General features: G+C 67.1%; 18 protein-coding genes. 6 read left to right on the forward strand and 12 right to left on the reverse strand.

The window, feature by feature from the left end:
• The first annotated feature begins 20 nt into the window (after positions 1 to 20).
• From H1343_RS14955 to H1343_RS14970, 4 genes are all read left to right on the forward strand, one after another.
• Positions 21 to 329 (forward strand): hypothetical protein, encoded by a 309-nt coding sequence (locus tag H1343_RS14955; RefSeq protein ID WP_185983637.1) that lies wholly within the window; start codon positions 21 to 23, stop codon positions 327 to 329.
• A gap of 193 nt (positions 330 to 522) precedes the next feature.
• Complete coding sequence (rpsU, locus tag H1343_RS14960; protein WP_185983638.1) at positions 523 to 756, forward strand: 30S ribosomal protein S21; 234 nt, start codon at positions 523 to 525, stop codon at positions 754 to 756.
• Positions 757 to 1,044: 288 nt separating this feature from the next.
• Positions 1,045 to 1,905 carry a tetratricopeptide repeat protein gene (locus tag H1343_RS14965; RefSeq protein WP_185985697.1) on the forward strand — a complete coding sequence of 287 codons (861 nt, stop codon included), beginning with the start codon at positions 1,045 to 1,047 and terminating at the stop codon, positions 1,903 to 1,905.
• A gap of 89 nt (positions 1,906 to 1,994) precedes the next feature.
• Positions 1,995 to 2,528, forward strand: coding sequence for a DUF992 domain-containing protein (locus H1343_RS14970; RefSeq protein WP_185983639.1), 534 nt, complete (start codon positions 1,995 to 1,997; stop codon positions 2,526 to 2,528).
• A 75-nt stretch (positions 2,529 to 2,603) separates the two neighbouring features.
• Here H1343_RS14970 and H1343_RS14975 read toward each other — a convergent pair whose 3' ends face one another.
• The 4 genes from H1343_RS14975 to H1343_RS14990 are packed head-to-tail and all read right to left on the reverse strand — an operon-like array spanning position 2,604 to position 5,885.
• A complete protein-coding gene (locus H1343_RS14975) occupies positions 2,604 to 4,004 on the reverse strand; it encodes an NAD(P)(+) transhydrogenase (Re/Si-specific) subunit beta (protein WP_185983640.1) in 1,401 nt (466 codons plus the stop codon).
• 3 nt (positions 4,005 to 4,007) lie between these two features.
• Complete coding sequence (locus tag H1343_RS14980) at positions 4,008 to 4,427, reverse strand: proton-translocating transhydrogenase family protein (RefSeq protein WP_185983641.1); 420 nt, start codon at positions 4,425 to 4,427, stop codon at positions 4,008 to 4,010.
• Positions 4,427 to 5,614 (reverse strand): Re/Si-specific NAD(P)(+) transhydrogenase subunit alpha, encoded by a 1,188-nt coding sequence (locus tag H1343_RS14985; protein ID WP_185983642.1) that lies wholly within the window; start codon positions 5,612 to 5,614, stop codon positions 4,427 to 4,429. Before H1343_RS14985 ends, H1343_RS14980 begins: the two co-directional genes overlap by 1 nt.
• A 46-nt stretch (positions 5,615 to 5,660) precedes the next feature.
• A complete protein-coding gene (locus tag H1343_RS14990; protein ID WP_425484600.1) occupies positions 5,661 to 5,885 on the reverse strand; it encodes an aa3-type cytochrome c oxidase subunit IV in 225 nt (74 codons plus the stop codon).
• A 152-nt stretch (positions 5,886 to 6,037) separates the two neighbouring features.
• On the opposite strand from H1343_RS14990, the gene H1343_RS14995 reads away from it, so the two are divergent.
• Positions 6,038 to 6,289 carry a hypothetical protein gene (locus H1343_RS14995; protein WP_185983644.1) on the forward strand — a complete coding sequence of 84 codons (252 nt, stop codon included), beginning with the start codon at positions 6,038 to 6,040 and terminating at the stop codon, positions 6,287 to 6,289.
• Positions 6,290 to 6,364: 75 nt separating this feature from the next.
• Here H1343_RS14995 and H1343_RS15000 read toward each other — a convergent pair whose 3' ends face one another.
• The 3 genes from H1343_RS15000 to H1343_RS15010 form a co-directional block, all read right to left on the reverse strand.
• Complete coding sequence (locus H1343_RS15000; protein WP_185983645.1) at positions 6,365 to 6,928, reverse strand: type 1 glutamine amidotransferase domain-containing protein; 564 nt, start codon at positions 6,926 to 6,928, stop codon at positions 6,365 to 6,367.
• Positions 6,929 to 7,061: 133 nt separating this feature from the next.
• On the reverse strand, positions 7,062 to 7,613 hold the full coding sequence (locus H1343_RS15005) for a regulatory protein RecX (RefSeq protein ID WP_185983646.1): 552 nt from the start codon (positions 7,611 to 7,613) through the stop codon (positions 7,062 to 7,064).
• A 41-nt stretch (positions 7,614 to 7,654) separates the two neighbouring features.
• A complete protein-coding gene (locus H1343_RS15010; RefSeq protein ID WP_185983647.1) occupies positions 7,655 to 8,350 on the reverse strand; it encodes a P-loop NTPase family protein in 696 nt (231 codons plus the stop codon).
• A 309-nt stretch (positions 8,351 to 8,659) separates the two neighbouring features.
• Between H1343_RS15010 and H1343_RS15015 the strand changes: the two genes are divergently transcribed.
• Positions 8,660 to 9,418: a gamma-glutamyl-gamma-aminobutyrate hydrolase family protein gene (locus tag H1343_RS15015; protein WP_185983648.1), complete on the forward strand. Its 759-nt coding sequence runs from the start codon at positions 8,660 to 8,662 to the stop codon at positions 9,416 to 9,418.
• On the opposite strand, the gene H1343_RS15020 is transcribed toward H1343_RS15015, so the two are convergent.
• The 5 genes from H1343_RS15020 to H1343_RS15040 all read right to left on the reverse strand — a co-directional run bounded on the left by H1343_RS15020 (position 9,415) and on the right by H1343_RS15040 (position 14,264).
• Positions 9,415 to 10,458 (reverse strand): nickel/cobalt transporter, encoded by a 1,044-nt coding sequence (locus tag H1343_RS15020; protein WP_185983649.1) that lies wholly within the window; start codon positions 10,456 to 10,458, stop codon positions 9,415 to 9,417. The genes H1343_RS15015 and H1343_RS15020 overlap by 4 nt on opposite strands.
• Positions 10,446 to 11,117 carry a DUF1007 family protein gene (locus H1343_RS15025; RefSeq protein ID WP_185983650.1) on the reverse strand — a complete coding sequence of 224 codons (672 nt, stop codon included), beginning with the start codon at positions 11,115 to 11,117 and terminating at the stop codon, positions 10,446 to 10,448. The genes H1343_RS15020 and H1343_RS15025 overlap by 13 nt, the downstream gene beginning before the upstream one ends.
• An 87-nt stretch (positions 11,118 to 11,204) precedes the next feature.
• Positions 11,205 to 12,707: an SLC13 family permease gene (locus tag H1343_RS15030; protein ID WP_185983651.1), complete on the reverse strand. Its 1,503-nt coding sequence runs from the start codon at positions 12,705 to 12,707 to the stop codon at positions 11,205 to 11,207.
• An 81-nt stretch (positions 12,708 to 12,788) separates the two neighbouring features.
• Positions 12,789 to 13,307: a L,D-transpeptidase gene (locus H1343_RS15035; RefSeq protein WP_185983652.1), complete on the reverse strand. Its 519-nt coding sequence runs from the start codon at positions 13,305 to 13,307 to the stop codon at positions 12,789 to 12,791.
• 24 nt (positions 13,308 to 13,331) lie between these two features.
• Positions 13,332 to 14,264 carry a LysR family transcriptional regulator gene (locus H1343_RS15040; protein ID WP_185983653.1) on the reverse strand — a complete coding sequence of 311 codons (933 nt, stop codon included), beginning with the start codon at positions 14,262 to 14,264 and terminating at the stop codon, positions 13,332 to 13,334.
• Positions 14,265 to 14,785 lie beyond the last annotated feature (521 nt).

Here is a 14,785-nt window from a genome sequence, read left to right on the forward strand (position 1 = left end):
GGGAGGCGACGAGGTCCGCCATGGCCAAGCTCGACGACATGCCGCGCGGATTCGGGATTGATCCCGCGGTCTTCGCGCGCCCGCAGAAGCCGGCCGCCTCCGAGCCCCTGCGCCAGGGGCAGCAGCCCGAAACCCGGCAGGTTGATCGCGCCGAACGTCTTCGGGCGGCTCGGCGGCACAGGGATCGCCTCATCGCCGGGATCGAACACGGATTCGAGGTCGAAGGTGAGATCGCCCAGGAACCGAGGCCGCGCCCGTCGATCATGCTGATCTCTCTGACCGTAGGCCTGGTGATCGCCGGCGCTACGCTGGCTCTGGAGTGGTTCTGAGGCGGCATCACCTTCCTTTCGCGCGGCAAACGCGAACGCGCGCGTGGTGCATGAATGAGCCTCGACAAGACCCTCGCAAGCTGCTATCGACGCATCCGCTTGCGGATCGGTGACTTTCCGCACGGGGCCTTTCTCGTTTTCGACCGGGCCTCCATCGTCCAGGCGAAAACTTTTGTAGAAACGGAATCGACCCTTGCAGGTACTCGTTCGCGACAACAACGTCGATCAGGCGCTCCGGGCGCTGAAGAAGAAGATGCAGCGCGAAGGCATCTTCCGCGAGATGAAGATGCGCAACTTCTTCGAGAAGCCGTCCGAGCGTCGTGCTCGCGAGAAGGCCGAAGCCGTTCGCCGCGCTCGCAAGCTGGCCCGCAAGCGCGCGCAGCGCGAAGGCCTCATTCCTGGTGGTCGTCCGGCGCCGACGCGCTGAAAGCACTCCTGGCCGCTTCGACGGCTTGCACTGACGAATGGCGGGGACCCGAGTGGTCCGCCGCCATTTTTCGTGTCGGCGGATTTTCGCGTCGGTCGGCCAATGGTTTATCCGCGGCTACGCCCTTGCCGGATCGCGGCGGATGGGTAGATTCGCATCCGGGGGTCGCGGCGCGAAAGACGCTTCAGACTTGCCTTATGAACCCGGCATCGCCGCAAGCGGCCGTATCGGGACAATGATCTTGGGGCCCGCACCGCCCCGGCGAAGGAGTCTGCCCGCGTGAGCGCCATCCTGTCCTCGAAAATCGACGCCCCCCTCGCCTTCAACCTCCTGCGCACTGCCGGCTTCGCGGCGGCCTGCGGGCTTCTGGCGGCCTGCCAGTCGGCCAACGGCCCGGCGCTTCAACAGGTGATCAACATCGATCAGGCGCAGGCCTCCAGCGAGAACATCGCATCACTGACGGCTGCGGTGAACGCCAACCCGCAGAACCCGGAACCCTACAATGTGCGTGGCAGCGCCTATGCACGCGGCGGCGACAATCGCCGCGCTCTCGAAGACTTCTCGACGGCGATCCAGCTCGATCCGAACTTCTATCAGGCCTATGCCAACCGCGCCCTTGTCTATCGCCAGACGGGAGACAGCGTGCGCGCGGTCGAGGACTACAATCGCGCGATCCAGATCAACGCGAACTACGACACTGCCTATATCGGGCGCGGCAACATCTACCGGCTGGCCGGCCGCAACCGCGAAGCGTTGTCGGACTTTCAACGCGCGATCGATCTGAACACCACCGATCCGCGCGCCTACCACAATCGCGGCCTGCTCTACCAGATCGACGGCCAGCACCGGCAGGCGATCGAGGACTTCTCGTCCGCGATCTCGATCAACGCCAATGCCCCCGAGCCCTATTCCGGGCGCGCCGTATCGTATCTTGCGCTCGGCAACACCGAGGATGCGCGCGACGACATCAACCGGGCGCTGACGCTCGACAACAACCGCGCGGAGTTCTGGGCCAATCAGGGCATCATTCTCGAGGCGATCGGCGGCGAGAACGAGCGTGCCCGCAACGCCTTCGCGCGCGCCGCGCAGCTTGACCCGAACTACCGTCCGGCCCGTGACGGCCTCGCACGTCTCGGCGGCGGGGTCTGATCCCTCACCCCCTTTCGCGGCGCCGCGCGCTCCTGAAACCCTTCGCCCACTCACGAGTTGCAGTGGGCGAGACCTGACGGGAGATATCGATGACGCCGCTTATCCGCTCGACCGCCGTAGCCGCCACCGCCCTCACCGGGGCACTGCTCCTCGCTATGCCGCAGGCGCACGCACAGGCCGGCGTCACGCTCGGCGCGCTTACATGCTACAGCGAGGGTTCAACGGGTTACATCATCGGCTCGTCCGAGAACGTCGCCTGCACGTTCACTCCGGCCAATGACGCGGCCGCCGAAGAAACCTATGTCGGCACGCTGAACCAGTTCGGCCTCGACATCGGTGTCACCGGCGAAACGGTGATGGAATGGGTCGTACTGGCGGGCTCCGCAGACGTCTACCAGCCGGGAATTCTCGCCGGACGTTATGTCGGCGCGAGCGCCAATGCCTCCTTCGCGGCCGGTGGGGGTGCCAATCTCCTCGTCGGCAGGCCGTCCGACGGCCTCACTCTCCAGCCGCTGAGCCTTCAGGCGCAGGAAGGCGTCAACGCCGCCGTCGGGGTGTCGGAGTTCACGATCCAGCCGGCCATGGAAGTGGTCCCCGCACCAAGCGTCGTGGTCGTCGAATAACGCAAACAACCGATCCAAAGAAAAGGCCCGCCGGAGCGATCCGGCGGGCCTTTTTCGTTCGCGCGACGCAAAATGTCAGTGCGCCATCGCCTTGTTGATGTCCTCGACCATCTTCTTGGCATCCGCAAAGAGCATCATCGTGTTGTCCTTGTAGAACAAGGTGTTGTCGATGCCGGCATAGCCGGAGCCCATTGAGCGCTTCACGAAGAGGCAGGTCTGCGCCTGATCGACGTTCAGGATCGGCATGCCGTAGATCGGCGAGGTCTTGTCGTCGCGCGCCGCTGGGTTGGTCACGTCGTTGGCACCGATGACGAAGGCGACGTCGGTCTGCGCGAACTCGGAGTTGATATCCTCCAGTTCGAAGACTTCGTCATAGGGCACGTTCGCTTCGGCGAGCAGCACGTTCATGTGGCCCGGCATCCGCCCCGCGACGGGGTGGATGGCGTACTTCACTTCGACGCCTTCCTTCTTCAGGAGGTCGGCCATCTCGCGCAGCGCATGCTGGGCCTGCGCGACCGCCATGCCGTAGCCCGGCACGATGATGACGCGGGCCGCGTTCTTCATCAGATACGCCGCATCCTCGGCTGAGCCCTGCTTGACCGTCCTGTCGCCCGTGTCGGCGCCGCCGGCCGCTGCGGCATCGCCGCCGAAGCCGCCGAGGATGACCGAGACGAAGGAGCGGTTCATGCCCTTGCACATGATGTAGGACAGGATCGCGCCGGACGAGCCGACGAGCGCACCGGTGATGATGAGAGCAAGATTCTGGAGGGTGAAGCCGATGCCGGCCGCCGCCCAGCCGGAGTACGAGTTCAGCATCGACACGACCACGGGCATGTCCGCCCCGCCGATCGGCACGATCAGGAGAACGCCGAGCGCGAGCGCCGCGACGACGATCAGCCAGAACGCCAAATGGCTTTCGGTCGCCGCGAAGATCACCACAAGCACGACCACCGCCGCGCCGAGCGCGAGATTGATGAGGTGGCGCGAGGGCAGCATGATAGGCTTGCCGCTCATGCGCCCGTCGAGCTTGAGGAAGGCGATGATCGAGCCGGTGAAGGTGATCGCGCCGATGGCGACGCCGATCGACATCTCGACCAGCGCCTGCCCGTGGATGGCACCCACCGCACCGATGCCGATGGATTCGGGCGAATAGAGTGCAGCGGCCGCCACCATGACGGCGGCGAGGCCGACGAGCGAGTGGAAGGCCGCGACGAGCTGCGGCATCGCCGTCATGGGGATGGCGCGCGCCACGTAGGCACCGATCGCACCGCCGATGGCGATACCGAGGACGATGACGACGAGGCCACCGAAGCTCGGGCTCGCCAGAAGCAGCGTCGTGAAGACCGCAAGGCCCATGCCGACCATGCCGAACAGGTTGCCCTGCCGCGAAGTCGTCGGGTGCGAGAGGCCACGCAGCGCGAGGATGAACAGGACGCCGGAGACGAGGTAGAGGAAGGCCGCGAAGCTCTGCGACATCTCTCAGCGCTCCTTCTTCTTGTACATCGCCAGCATGCGCTGCGTGACGAGGAAGCCGCCGAAGATGTTGACCGAGGCGAGCACCAGTCCGACGAAGCCGAAGGTGGTGGCAAGACCCGAGGCCGAGATGCCGACGGTCAACAGTGCGCCGACGATGATGACCGAGGAGATGGCGTTGGTAACGCTCATCAAGGGCGTGTGCAGGGCCGGCGTCACCGACCAGACGACGTAGTAGCCGACGAAGATCGCCAGCACGAAGATCGCGAAGTGGAAGACGAACGGATCGACCAGCGCGTGGGCGACGGTGTCATTCGAAAGGGCCGCCTCGACGGCCAGCGTCTCGACCTGCGTGCGCGCGGCCTCGACGGCGGCACCCGCCGTGTCGAGCGCCTCGCGGGCCGCGTTCAGCGTATCCTGTTCCATCACACCTCTCCCTTCGGCGCATCGCCCACCGTATCGGTCGGTGCCGCTTCGACCGGCGCTTCTTCCTTGGCGAAGGCCGGATGGACGACGCGCCCCTCATGGCTCAGCACCGTCGCCTTCTGAAGCTCCTCGGACAGATCGAGCTTCAGGGCCTTGGCCTCTTTGTCGACAAGGGTCTCGAGGAAGGCGGAAAGGTTGCGCGCGTAGAGGAGCGAGGCGCTCGCGGCGATACGGCCGGCCATATTCAGATGGCCGACGATCTTCGCGGGGCCGACCTGCGCCACCTCGCCCGGCACTGCGCCCTCGACATTGCCGCCGCGCTCCACGGCCAGATCGACGATGACCGAGCCCGGCTTCATCGATTCCACCATTTCGCGGGAGATCAGCTTCGGCGCGGGCCGGCCGGGGATCAGCGCCGTGGTGATGACGACGTCCTGCTTGGCGATGTGCGAGGCGGTGAGCTCGGCCTGCTTGGCCTGATACTCCGCCGACATCTGCTTGGCGTAGCCGCCTGCCGTCTCGGCCGCCTTGAATTCCTCGTCCTCGATCGCGATGAACTTCGCGCCGAGCGATTCCACCTGCTCCTTGGCCGCGGGGCGCACGTCCGTCGCCGTGACCACTGCGCCGAGGCGGCGTGCGGTGGCGATCGCCTGGAGGCCAGCGACGCCCGCCCCCATCACGAAGACACGCGCCGCGGGAACCGTGCCGGCCGCCGTCATCATCATCGGAAAGGCGCGGTCGAACTCGAAGGCCGCGTCGAGCACGGCCTGATAGCCGGCGAGATTGGCTTGGCTGGACAGGACGTCCATCACCTGCGCGCGCGTGATGCGCGGCATGAATTCCATCGCGAAGGCGGTCACGCCGGCCTTCGCCATCGCCTCGACCGCGTCTTCGTGGCCGTAGGGGTCCATCGTCGCGATGACGACCGCCCCCTTGCGATACGTGCTCAGATCTTCGCCGTTCGGGCGGCGCACCTTCAGGACGACGTCGGCGTCCTTCGCGTCCTCGGCCGAGCCGATCGTCGCTCCGGCCGCCTCGAAGGCGTCGTCGGTGATGCGCGAGCCCTCGCCCGCGCCGTTCTCGACGGTAACGGCGAAGCCGAGCCCCGCCAGCTTCTTCACGGTATCGGGCGAGGCCGCGACGCGCGTCTCGCCGCCTTCGCGCTCACGTGGCACGAAAAGCTTCATGGCTTGTCCCCCCTCCAGGATCGGTCGGCGCCCGCCCGGGCGCGTGTCAGCTCAGAACGTAGGCGAGGACTGCGCCCGAAGCGATGAAGACGAAGAGCCCGCCGAGAATGCCCCAGGAGCCGATGAGGCTCGCGAGCATCGCGAGAAGAATGGCGACGATCGCGATCGAGCCGTACTTCACGAGCCAGAGAAAACCGGCATAGGTCCGCTCGTGCTGGGGATAGTCCATCGGGGCGCTGACGATGGGCTCGTTCGAGAAGTCTTCAGCCAAGGGTCCCTCCGGCGGCACGTCGCGTTTCCTGTTGGCACAGGACATATACGAAAGCCGCCACAATCGGCAACGCATTCGTCCGCGGGCGGCGGAACCCCTTCGAAGCCCGGACGCTTCCCTGTTTCAGAGCCCGATTTCGAACGGAGGATCTCATGGCCGACGAAACCAGCAAGCGCCGCGAAGACGAACGGCTCGACGCGAGCCTCAGCGTGCTCGGCGACGAGGCGAAGGAGCCGCATGTCGGCCGCGTTGGCAGCGCACCGCGTCCGGCAGACGACGGCGATATGGAAAAGGAGCTGAACCGGGGCGAGCCGGCACCAGAAGGCGGCAATCTCGACCCGAAGAGCCAGCGTGCGGCGAACGAGGCGATCGCTGACGTCGCCGCCGATGCCGGAAAGCGCTGAACAGCGAGTTCACTGCTCTTTGCAATAGAAGAGGGGCGCCCGATGAGGCGCCCCTTTTCACTGGTTTGACCGCGATCAGGCGGCTTCACGCTTCTCGTGGCGGCCTTCCTCGACCTCCTCGATGATCTTGGCAATGAAGGCCGGAAGATCGTTGGGGTTGCGCGAGGTGATGAGCGCCTGGTCCGTGACGACCTCTTCGTCGTGCCAACGACCGCCGGCATTGACGATGTCCGTCTTGATCGACTTGTAGGACGTGACGTCGCGATCCTTGATGACGCCCGCCTCCACCAGAAGCCAAGGGCCGTGGCAGATCGCGGCAAGCGTCTTCTTGGTGTTGTAGAAATCGTGAACGAATTTCACGGCGGTTTCATCGGCGCGCAGCTTGTCGGGGTTGATCTGGCCGCCTGGCAGGACGAGCGCGTCGTAGTCGTTGACCGTCACGTCGCTGACGAGCTTGTCCACGGGAACGCTGTCGCCCCAGTCGGTCTTGTCCCACCCCTTGATCTCGCCGCTCTTGATCGAGATCACCTCGACCGTCGCGCCGGCCGCCTTCAGCTTCTCGAGGGGCTGCACCAGTTCGGACTGCTCGAAGCCGTCCGTTGCGAGAATGGCAATCCTGGCTTGATTGATGCTCGGCATCGTACTTGTCTCCTTCTGTTTCCGCGCACAGGCGGCACGAGACGAGCTCGTGAGGACGCTGCGCTTTGCGGATTCGAGGGGACAACGGCTGCCGAAGATGCGAGTTCCGCGCGTTGCCGCGCCGCAAGAACATTCAGTGCGCGGGACGATCGCCATCCACCGCGAAGGCCGCATCCGCATAGGAGAACCCCGCGCGCATCATCGCCGCGACGTCCCGGTCCCGGCGCTCCTCGCGCTCTCTTGCACGGTGTGGGCCGAGGCGACGGCGCCGGGCATAAGCGAGGGCGGCCTCGCGCTCGTCGGTCTCGTCGGCCGCCATCGCGGCCTCCGCTGTCTCGCGTTCGACACCCTTCTCGGCAAGCTTGGCGGCGGTCTGCCGGCGAGACGCGCCGCGCCGGCGCAGGCTCGCGACCCGCGCCCGCGCGAACTCCGCGTCGTCGATCAGCTTCAGTTCCAGAAGGCGCGCGAGCGTCTCGTCGATGAGGGCGATGACGTCAGGCGGCTCGCCGTCCCCGTCGTCGGCTTCGCGCAGCCGACGCGCGGCCTTGCGTTCGAGAACGCGGCGCAGATTGCCGCTCGATGAGGCGTAGCGCTCGAGATAATGGACGGCGGCGCGGAACAGATAGTCGGCCGTCACCGGCCTTGCCCGCCGCTTCGCCTCGCCGTTCTTCCTCACCGCGCTCATGCCCTCCGGTTTAGCCGAGAGGGCCGTGAAGGCAAGGCTCCTCAGGCGGCACGGGCGAGCGGCACCGGCGCGCCCTCGGCGGCCTCGCGCCCGAGAAGCCCGACCTCGTAGGCGAGCATCGCCGCTTCGGCGCGGGCGCGGTCGAGGCCGGGCGCCACACGCTCGTCCAGCGTGAAGATCGTGCCGCCATGCAGGAAGGGCGCCTCGTAGGCCGCGCGTTGGACGAGGCCGATCGCGAGGCGCCGCGTCGCGCTCTCTTCGACCGTGGCCTCGATGGCGCGTGCGATGCGGCTCGGAATCGCGGTGACGGCGGTCGCCGCAAAGGCACGCTCGCGGCCGCGCCGGCCCTTGCCCGCATCAGCGGCCAGCAGGCGATCCGTGACGACGGCCGCGCAGACCGAGAGCGGCGAGAAGCGGACCGGGATCAGAGCCTTGTCGGCAAGCCGCGCACCGGCGCGGATCGCGTCGGCGCCGTCGCCGCAATCGATGATGGCGACATCACCGCGGCGGCGGGCCGCGCGCACGAGGCGTTCCAGGCTCGCCTCGTCCTCGGCGGCCTCGACAGTGCAGTGGCGCGGGCGACCGGCCTTCCCGCCCCAGGCGACGAGGTCCGCGTCACGCGAGGCATCGATGAGGACGACCGGAATGTCGGCGGCGGAAGCGACGGCGGCGAGCGTCATGGCGAGCGTGGTGGTGCCGGCCGTCTTGAGCGAACCGATCGAGATCACAGGGGTCATGCGACACGTTCCTTGAGGCGCGCGTCGGCGATCCTGCGGACAGGCCGGCACGCGGTCGGTTGTGGACGAGGCAGCGGCCGGTCCCGTCGCGGCGCCGGCGATGCCGGCCTGTCCGCGAACGCCCCACCGGGCTTCCCGCTCAAGGGACGCTATAGAGCGGACATTGACCGAAGCTTATGGTTAACGAGGCATTAATGGGGCAAGCGGCCTGACGGCATGTCGCGCACCGGCTGCCGCCAGGCGCTCTCCCCAAGCCGCCTCTCTGAGCGTAGAAGAGCGGCCGGACGTTCCATCCTCATGCAGGCCGCCATGACCGAGCCCCTCCTCGTCGCCGTTCCAGCAGACGTGCGATCCTTCGAGAACTACTCCTGGCATGCGAGCCCGGACACCTACCTGAAGGCGATCCTCTCGGTCGCCGGGGCGGTGCCGGTGATCGTGCCCGCGATCGAAGGCATCGACATCGGCGCGCTCCTCTCGCGCTTCGACGGCGTCCTGACCACCGGGTCTGCAACGAACGTGCATCCCGAGCGCTACGGCGCGAGTGCGAGCCCGGCCCACGAGCCTTACGATCCGGCGCGCGACACGCTGTCGCTCGCGATAATCGACGAGGCGTTGAAGCGCGAGATGCCGCTTCTGGCGATCTGCCGCGGCCATCAGGAAATGAACGTCGCCTTCGGCGGCACGCTCGCCACGGAGATCCAGACCCTGGACGGGCGCGCCGACCACCGCGCGCCGACCGCGCCCGAGCAGGCCGAGCGTTTCGCGTTGCGCCATACCGTGGAGGTCGCCAAGGGCGGGCGCCTCGCCGCGATCGTCGGCGAGGCGCCGTTCGAGGTGAATTCGCTGCATCGGCAGGCCGTGGACCGGCTGGGCGAGGGCCTCGTGGCCGAGGCCCTCGCGGAGGACGGCACGGTCGAGGCGATCGCCCCGCGCGATGCGAAGGGATTCGCGCTCGGCGTTCAATGGCACCCGGAATACTGGGCGGCGAGCGACCCAGCCTCGGCCGCGATCTTCCGTGCCTTCGGCGAGGCCTGCCGGCTCTACCGCGACGCGCAGAGGTCGCGCTAGAGCCGCAGGCTGCCGATCAGGAGTGCGAGGCCGAGCAGCATCAGTAGGCTCGCGCCCGCGACCTCGATGACGTCCTGCACAAGCCGCGCCCGACCGCTGCCGAAGCGCAGGGCCGCGCCTTTCGAGAAGACGGCCAAAGCGGCGAGCGCGGAGACCGTGATCGCCGTGCCGGCCGCCATCGCGAAGACCGACAGGACGCCCGCGAGATAGAGCCCGTTGACCAGCGAAAAGGTCAGGACGACGATCGCGCCCGAACACGGCCGCAGCCCCACCGCGATGACGGCCGAGGTAGCGGAGCGAAGGCCGAGGCGCTCGCCTCCGAGCATTGCGGGATCGGCGATGTGCGAGCGCCCGCAGTCGCAGTCATCGCCGCTCGGATCGACACAGACCGAAGCGGCGAAGCCACCGGATGCCGGGCGCATGAGCGGTCCGGCGCGATTCTGGCCGGAAAAGCGTCCCGCGCCCTCGAAGGCGAGGCCCGCCGAGGAAAAGGCGGGCGCGCGCTCGGCCCGGCGGCGCAAAAGCGCGCGGGCCTTCGCGAAGAGCAGCCAGACCCCGAAGCCGGCAACCAGCGCGTAGGAGACAAGTTCGAGCGCGAAGCCCGCCTGCGTCATCGAGACGGACGTGCCGCGCAGGAGATACCAGCCCGCGCCGACCAGCAGCAGCGCCGTCAGGGCCTGAACGAAGGCAGAAACGACAGACAGTGCGATGCCGCGCCTCAACTGCACCTCGTTCGCCAGCATGTAGGACGAGATCACCGCCTTGCCGTGACCGGGGCCGGCTGCATGGAACACGCCGTAGACGAAGGACAGACCGACGAGCCACCACAAGCCCGAGGAGCCGTTGCGGATACCGACGAGCGCCGCCCGCAGGCCGGCGAAGAAGCTCTGCTGCTGAGTTGCGATCCAGGTGAAGAGCGCGCCGGAGCCCGGCTGAACGGCGACCTCCGCGTTGCCGATGCCGAGCGAGGACTGGGCCAATGCCGGCGCGGCGGCAAGGCAGAGCCCGGCAAGAAGGATCGTGCCGCTCAGCCGGCGCATGAAACGCGCGCCTTCGTGGAAAGGACGCTGCCCCACTCGACCCCGTCTTCCGGGACGGACTGGTTGGGATCCAGCATCGAGATGCTGGCCATCCAGTCCGCAGCGGCCGCATCGGGGTCCGGCACGTCGATGGCCTTGGTGCATGTGGACGGCAGGTCGAAGAGCTCGAACGCGGTGTCATCGATGAAGTCGAAGGCGACGAAGAAACTGTCGTCGAAGACCGAGAAGGTGACGGCTGTCGTCTTCAGGTCCACCGTCTCGTCGGCCATCATCTCGAAGAACATGATGAGCTGGCCGTCCTGCCAGAGCGTTCGGATCTGGTCCGGCGGGCGCATCTTCACCTCGCGGCCGGGTATCTCGACGAAGGTGTAGAAACCCCATTCGGCGATGGATTCGCGCACCACCGCGCCGACGGCCGCAAGTTCCTCCTCGTCGAGGACGCCGTCGGCATTCTTGTCGAAGTCGAAGAGGACGGAGGACGAGAAGAGCTCATCCATGCGCCAGATGTTGCGCACCGAACGCAGCGTACCGTCCTCGGTGCCGACGATCTCCATGCGCGAGTCGGCGAAGACATGCGGGTGGGCGGCGACGCCCGCCGCCGTCCCGAGGAGTGCCGCGGCCGCGGTGGCCGCGCGCGCAGCGATGGATCTCTGTGTCATCAAGGACCTTCCCGCTCTCAGCCCCGGCTTTGGCGCGAAAGAATGGCCCAAGTTGGGAGGCGCCCGTCACTCGGGCGCCCCTTCGGATCAGGACGGCGTGACGGCCCGGGCCGGCACCCAGTCCGGCAACTCGCCGAGCGTGACGCCGAAGAATGTCAGCATCAGGCCGTAGGCGAGCGTGGAGATCACGACCATGGCCAGGAGGTTCAGCCACAGGCCCTGGCGTGCCATCTGCGGGATGGTGACGTAGCCTGACGCAAAGACCAGCGCGTTCGGGGGCGTCGCCACCGGCAGCATGAAGGCCATTGAGGCAGCCAACGCGGCCGGCACGGTCAGGAGCAGCGGGTTCTCCCCGAGGCTGACGGCGAGCGCCGCGAGCAGAGGGATGAAGGCCGCCGCCGTCGCAGTGTTCGAGGTGAACTCGGTGAGGATCAGGACGACCACCGTGACGACCACGACGATGCCGATCAGCGGCAGCGGGCCGGCGATCACGCCGAGCTGGTCGCCGATCCAGACGTCGAGCCCCGTCGAGGTGACGGCTGCCGCCAGCGACAGGCCGCCGCCAAACAGGATCAGCACGCCCCACGGCAGGCGCTTGGCGCCGTCCCAGTCGATCAGCGCGCCGCCCTTCGCATCGCCCGAGGGGATGAGGAAGAGGGCAAGTGCCGCGAGGATCGCGATCGAGGTGTCGTTGAGGCCCGGGATGAAATCGTCGAGCACCGTGCGGAAGGTCCAGGCGAGCGCAGTGACGAGGAAGACGATCCCGACGCGGATTTCGGCCGGCGACCACCGGCCGAGCGCGGTCAGCTCGCGCTCGAAGAGTTCGGCTGCGTTCTCGACCTCGCCGCGGTCGAGGCGGATCGAGAAGCGCGTGAGGAAGAGCCAGGCGCCGAAGAGCATGACGAGGGCCACCGGCACGCCGATGATCATCCAGCGCGCGAAGCCGAGGTCGTAGCCGTAGGACTGGTTCAGCGCGCCGGCCAGAAGGGCGTTGGGCGGCGTGCCGATGAGCGTCGCGACGCCGCCGATGGAGGCGGCGTAGGCGATGGCGAGCATCAGCGCGAGAGAGAAGCGCGCCGAGCTTTCGCGCCCTTCCATCAGCCCTGCGACCGAGACGGCGACAGGCAGCATCATCACCGCCGTCGCCGTGTTGGAGACCCACATCGAGACGAAGGCGGTGGCGATCATGAAGCCACCGACGATCCGGTGCTGCTGCGAGCCGGTGCGCGAGACGATGTTGAGCGCGATGCGCCGGTGCAGGCTCCAGCGCTCCATCGCCAGTGCCAGCACGAAGCCGCCCAGGAACAGGAAGATGATCGGATCGCCGTAAGGCGCGGTCGCCGCGCCCGCCGTCGTTGCACCGAGCGTGGGGAAGAGGGCGATGGGCACCAGCGCCGTCGCCGGCACCGGGATCGCCTCGGTAATCCACCACACGATCATCAAGGCCGCGACGGCGACGACTGACCAGGCGGCCGGATCGAGACCGGCAGGCGCCGGCAGGAACAGAAGGACCAGAAAGATCGCGGCACCGATGAGAAGCGGGATCGGCTTCATCGGAAAGCGGTCGTCAGAGACGATCTTGTCTGCCATGTCTGTTTGTCCTCCTCACGCACGGTCGAAGCGGCGCGAATGCCCGTCCGCGCGGGTAACGTCAAGTCCGAGACGACGCGCTCAGCGCAAAACGACGACCTGCGCGCCGACATGGACGCGCTCGAAAAGGTCCATGACATCCGCGTTGCGCATCCGGAAGCAGCCGGCAGAAGCGGCTGAGCCGATCGAGTTCGGCGAGTTCGTCCCGTGGATGCGGTAGGTCCCCCAGCCGAGGTTGATTGCCCGTACGCCGAGGGGGTTGGACGGGCCGGGACCGACCGAGGCCGGCAGGCGCGGGTTCGCCTTGCGCATGGAGGGCGTCGGCACCCAGGTCGGATCGACGCGCTTCTTCGACACCCAGCTCTTCCCGAACCATTGCTCGCTCGGCTTGCCGACGGCGATCTCGTAGCGCAGCGCCGTCTCCGGGGCGGTGACGAGGAAGAGCTGGCGCGCGCCGGTCATCACGACAATCGTGCCTGGCTCGTAGTCGCCCAGAAAGATCGTCTCGCGCGGATCGGGCACCGGCTCGCCGGCAGCGAAGGCCGGCCCGGCGACAAGAGCGGCCGCGGCCTGCAGAAGAACCCGTCGTGTGATACGCATCGCCGGCTCCGAGAAATGAACGCGTCACGCCTCGGCGGGGACTTCCTCCACCTCGCGCGACATCTCATTCTTGCGGAACCAGCTTGCCAAGAAGTCAACGAAGACGCGCGTGCGCGCCGGCAGATGACGGCGGTGCGGGAAGACGGCGTAGATTCCGGCCCCGCGCGGCATGTAGTCGGCAAGGACGCGCACGAGCCGCCCGGAGGCGAGATCGTCTCGGACGATGAACTCCGGCGCGAGCGAGAAGCCGAGGCCCGCGAGCGTCGCGGCGCGCACCGTGACGGGCGAATTCGCGCTGAAGCGCCCCGCGACATTGACCGTAATCGCCTCGCCCGACACCGGATCGAGGAAGGTCCAGTTGTTGAGCGCCCGCGCGTTGGAATCGATCACGACCGGCAGGCTCGAGAGTTCGTTCGGATGGCTAGGGACCCCGTGTTTCTCGATGAGGGCCGGACTTGCACAGATGGCGAAGTCGAGCTGCGCAAGGCGCCGGGCGATCAGCGCAGAGTCATTCAGCCGCGTCATGCGGATCGCAACATCGAACCCCTCCTCCACCAGATTGACGAAGTTGTCGTCCAGATGGATGTCGAGAGAGATATCGGGATGGGCGAGCGAGAACTCGACCAGCGAGAGACCGAGATCGGCGTCTCCGAAGGTGCGTGCAGCTGTCACGCGGATCGCGCCTCGCGCCTCGCCGGTCGCCTCGCGCGCCGCGTCGTTGGCTGCCTGAAGGTCGGCGAGGATCGCCGTCGCACGGGCGAGATAAACCTCGCCAGCCGCCGTCAGCGCCACCTGCCGCGTCGTGCGGTTGATGAGAAGCGCGCCGAGCTCGTCCTCCAGCTCGCGGACGTATTTCGAGATCAGCGCCTTGGACCGCCCCGTCTTGCGCGCAGCCGCCGAGAAGCCGCCGTTCTCGACGACCGAAATGAAGGCACGCATGCGCGTGAGAGTATCCATGCGGCGTTTGAGCTCCCCTCGCCCGGTCCATGCGGCGATGAGGCCGCATGGCTTGCGCGAGTCTGTCCAGCGCCGCGAGAAAATCAATGGTGTCGCGATTTTCCGGTTGTTTGTGACAACGCGTTTTTCTATATCGCGGCTGCCCCATGTCGCACGTGCCTGTGGGCGTCCCCCGGTCCTCATATGCGAGGGTTGCCGGGACGGTACCTGGACGTAACACATCCAGTCGGCTTCGCAGCGAGCGAAGACGAGGACGCCTTGAAGCAACGACGGTCCGGGCCTTTCTGGTCTCTCCCGGTCTCCACAGCCGGGAAAACTATAGAGGCACACCATCCTTGCCCGAAGTGCGGCGGGTCCAAGCCCTCCAAGCCAAGGCACGAACCGATTCGGAACTCCTTCCATCGTGAGGGATTCGGATCATTTCGCGTTTCGCGATGCCTATCCGACCGGGCTTCCACCTGTCGGCCGGGAAGGTATTCGCGCACGCTCTCGTCAACCTTCCGGTTCATGGGAGAGCCCAA

The organism is Aureimonas mangrovi, assembly GCF_014058705.1.
GTDB lineage: Bacteria > Pseudomonadota > Alphaproteobacteria > Rhizobiales > Rhizobiaceae > Aureimonas > Aureimonas mangrovi.

Bases quoted from the DNA above. Each gene is read 5' to 3' on its own strand.
- H1343_RS14955 (WP_185983637.1), top strand. From the start codon at position 21: ATGGCCAAGCTCGACGACATGCCGCGCGGATTCGGGATTGATCCCGCG.
- H1343_RS14970 (WP_185983639.1), top strand. From the start codon at position 1,995: ATGACGCCGCTTATCCGCTCGACCGCCGTAGCCGCCACCGCCCTCACC.
- H1343_RS14975 (WP_185983640.1), bottom strand. From the start codon at position 4,004: ATGTCGCAGAGCTTCGCGGCCTTCCTCTACCTCGTCTCCGGCGTCCTG.
- H1343_RS14980 (WP_185983641.1), bottom strand. From the start codon at position 4,427: ATGGAACAGGATACGCTGAACGCGGCCCGCGAGGCGCTCGACACGGCG.
- H1343_RS14985 (WP_185983642.1), bottom strand. From the start codon at position 5,614: ATGAAGCTTTTCGTGCCACGTGAGCGCGAAGGCGGCGAGACGCGCGTC.
- H1343_RS14995 (WP_185983644.1), top strand. From the start codon at position 6,038: ATGGCCGACGAAACCAGCAAGCGCCGCGAAGACGAACGGCTCGACGCG.
- H1343_RS15000 (WP_185983645.1), bottom strand. From the start codon at position 6,928: ATGCCGAGCATCAATCAAGCCAGGATTGCCATTCTCGCAACGGACGGC.
- H1343_RS15005 (WP_185983646.1), bottom strand. From the start codon at position 7,613: ATGAGCGCGGTGAGGAAGAACGGCGAGGCGAAGCGGCGGGCAAGGCCG.
- H1343_RS15010 (WP_185983647.1), bottom strand. From the start codon at position 8,350: ATGACCCCTGTGATCTCGATCGGTTCGCTCAAGACGGCCGGCACCACC.
- H1343_RS15015 (WP_185983648.1), top strand. From the start codon at position 8,660: ATGACCGAGCCCCTCCTCGTCGCCGTTCCAGCAGACGTGCGATCCTTC.
- H1343_RS15020 (WP_185983649.1), bottom strand. From the start codon at position 10,458: ATGCGCCGGCTGAGCGGCACGATCCTTCTTGCCGGGCTCTGCCTTGCC.
- H1343_RS15025 (WP_185983650.1), bottom strand. From the start codon at position 11,117: ATGACACAGAGATCCATCGCTGCGCGCGCGGCCACCGCGGCCGCGGCA.
- H1343_RS15030 (WP_185983651.1), bottom strand. From the start codon at position 12,707: ATGGCAGACAAGATCGTCTCTGACGACCGCTTTCCGATGAAGCCGATC.
- H1343_RS15035 (WP_185983652.1), bottom strand. From the start codon at position 13,307: ATGCGTATCACACGACGGGTTCTTCTGCAGGCCGCGGCCGCTCTTGTC.
- H1343_RS15040 (WP_185983653.1), bottom strand. From the start codon at position 14,264: ATGGATACTCTCACGCGCATGCGTGCCTTCATTTCGGTCGTCGAGAAC.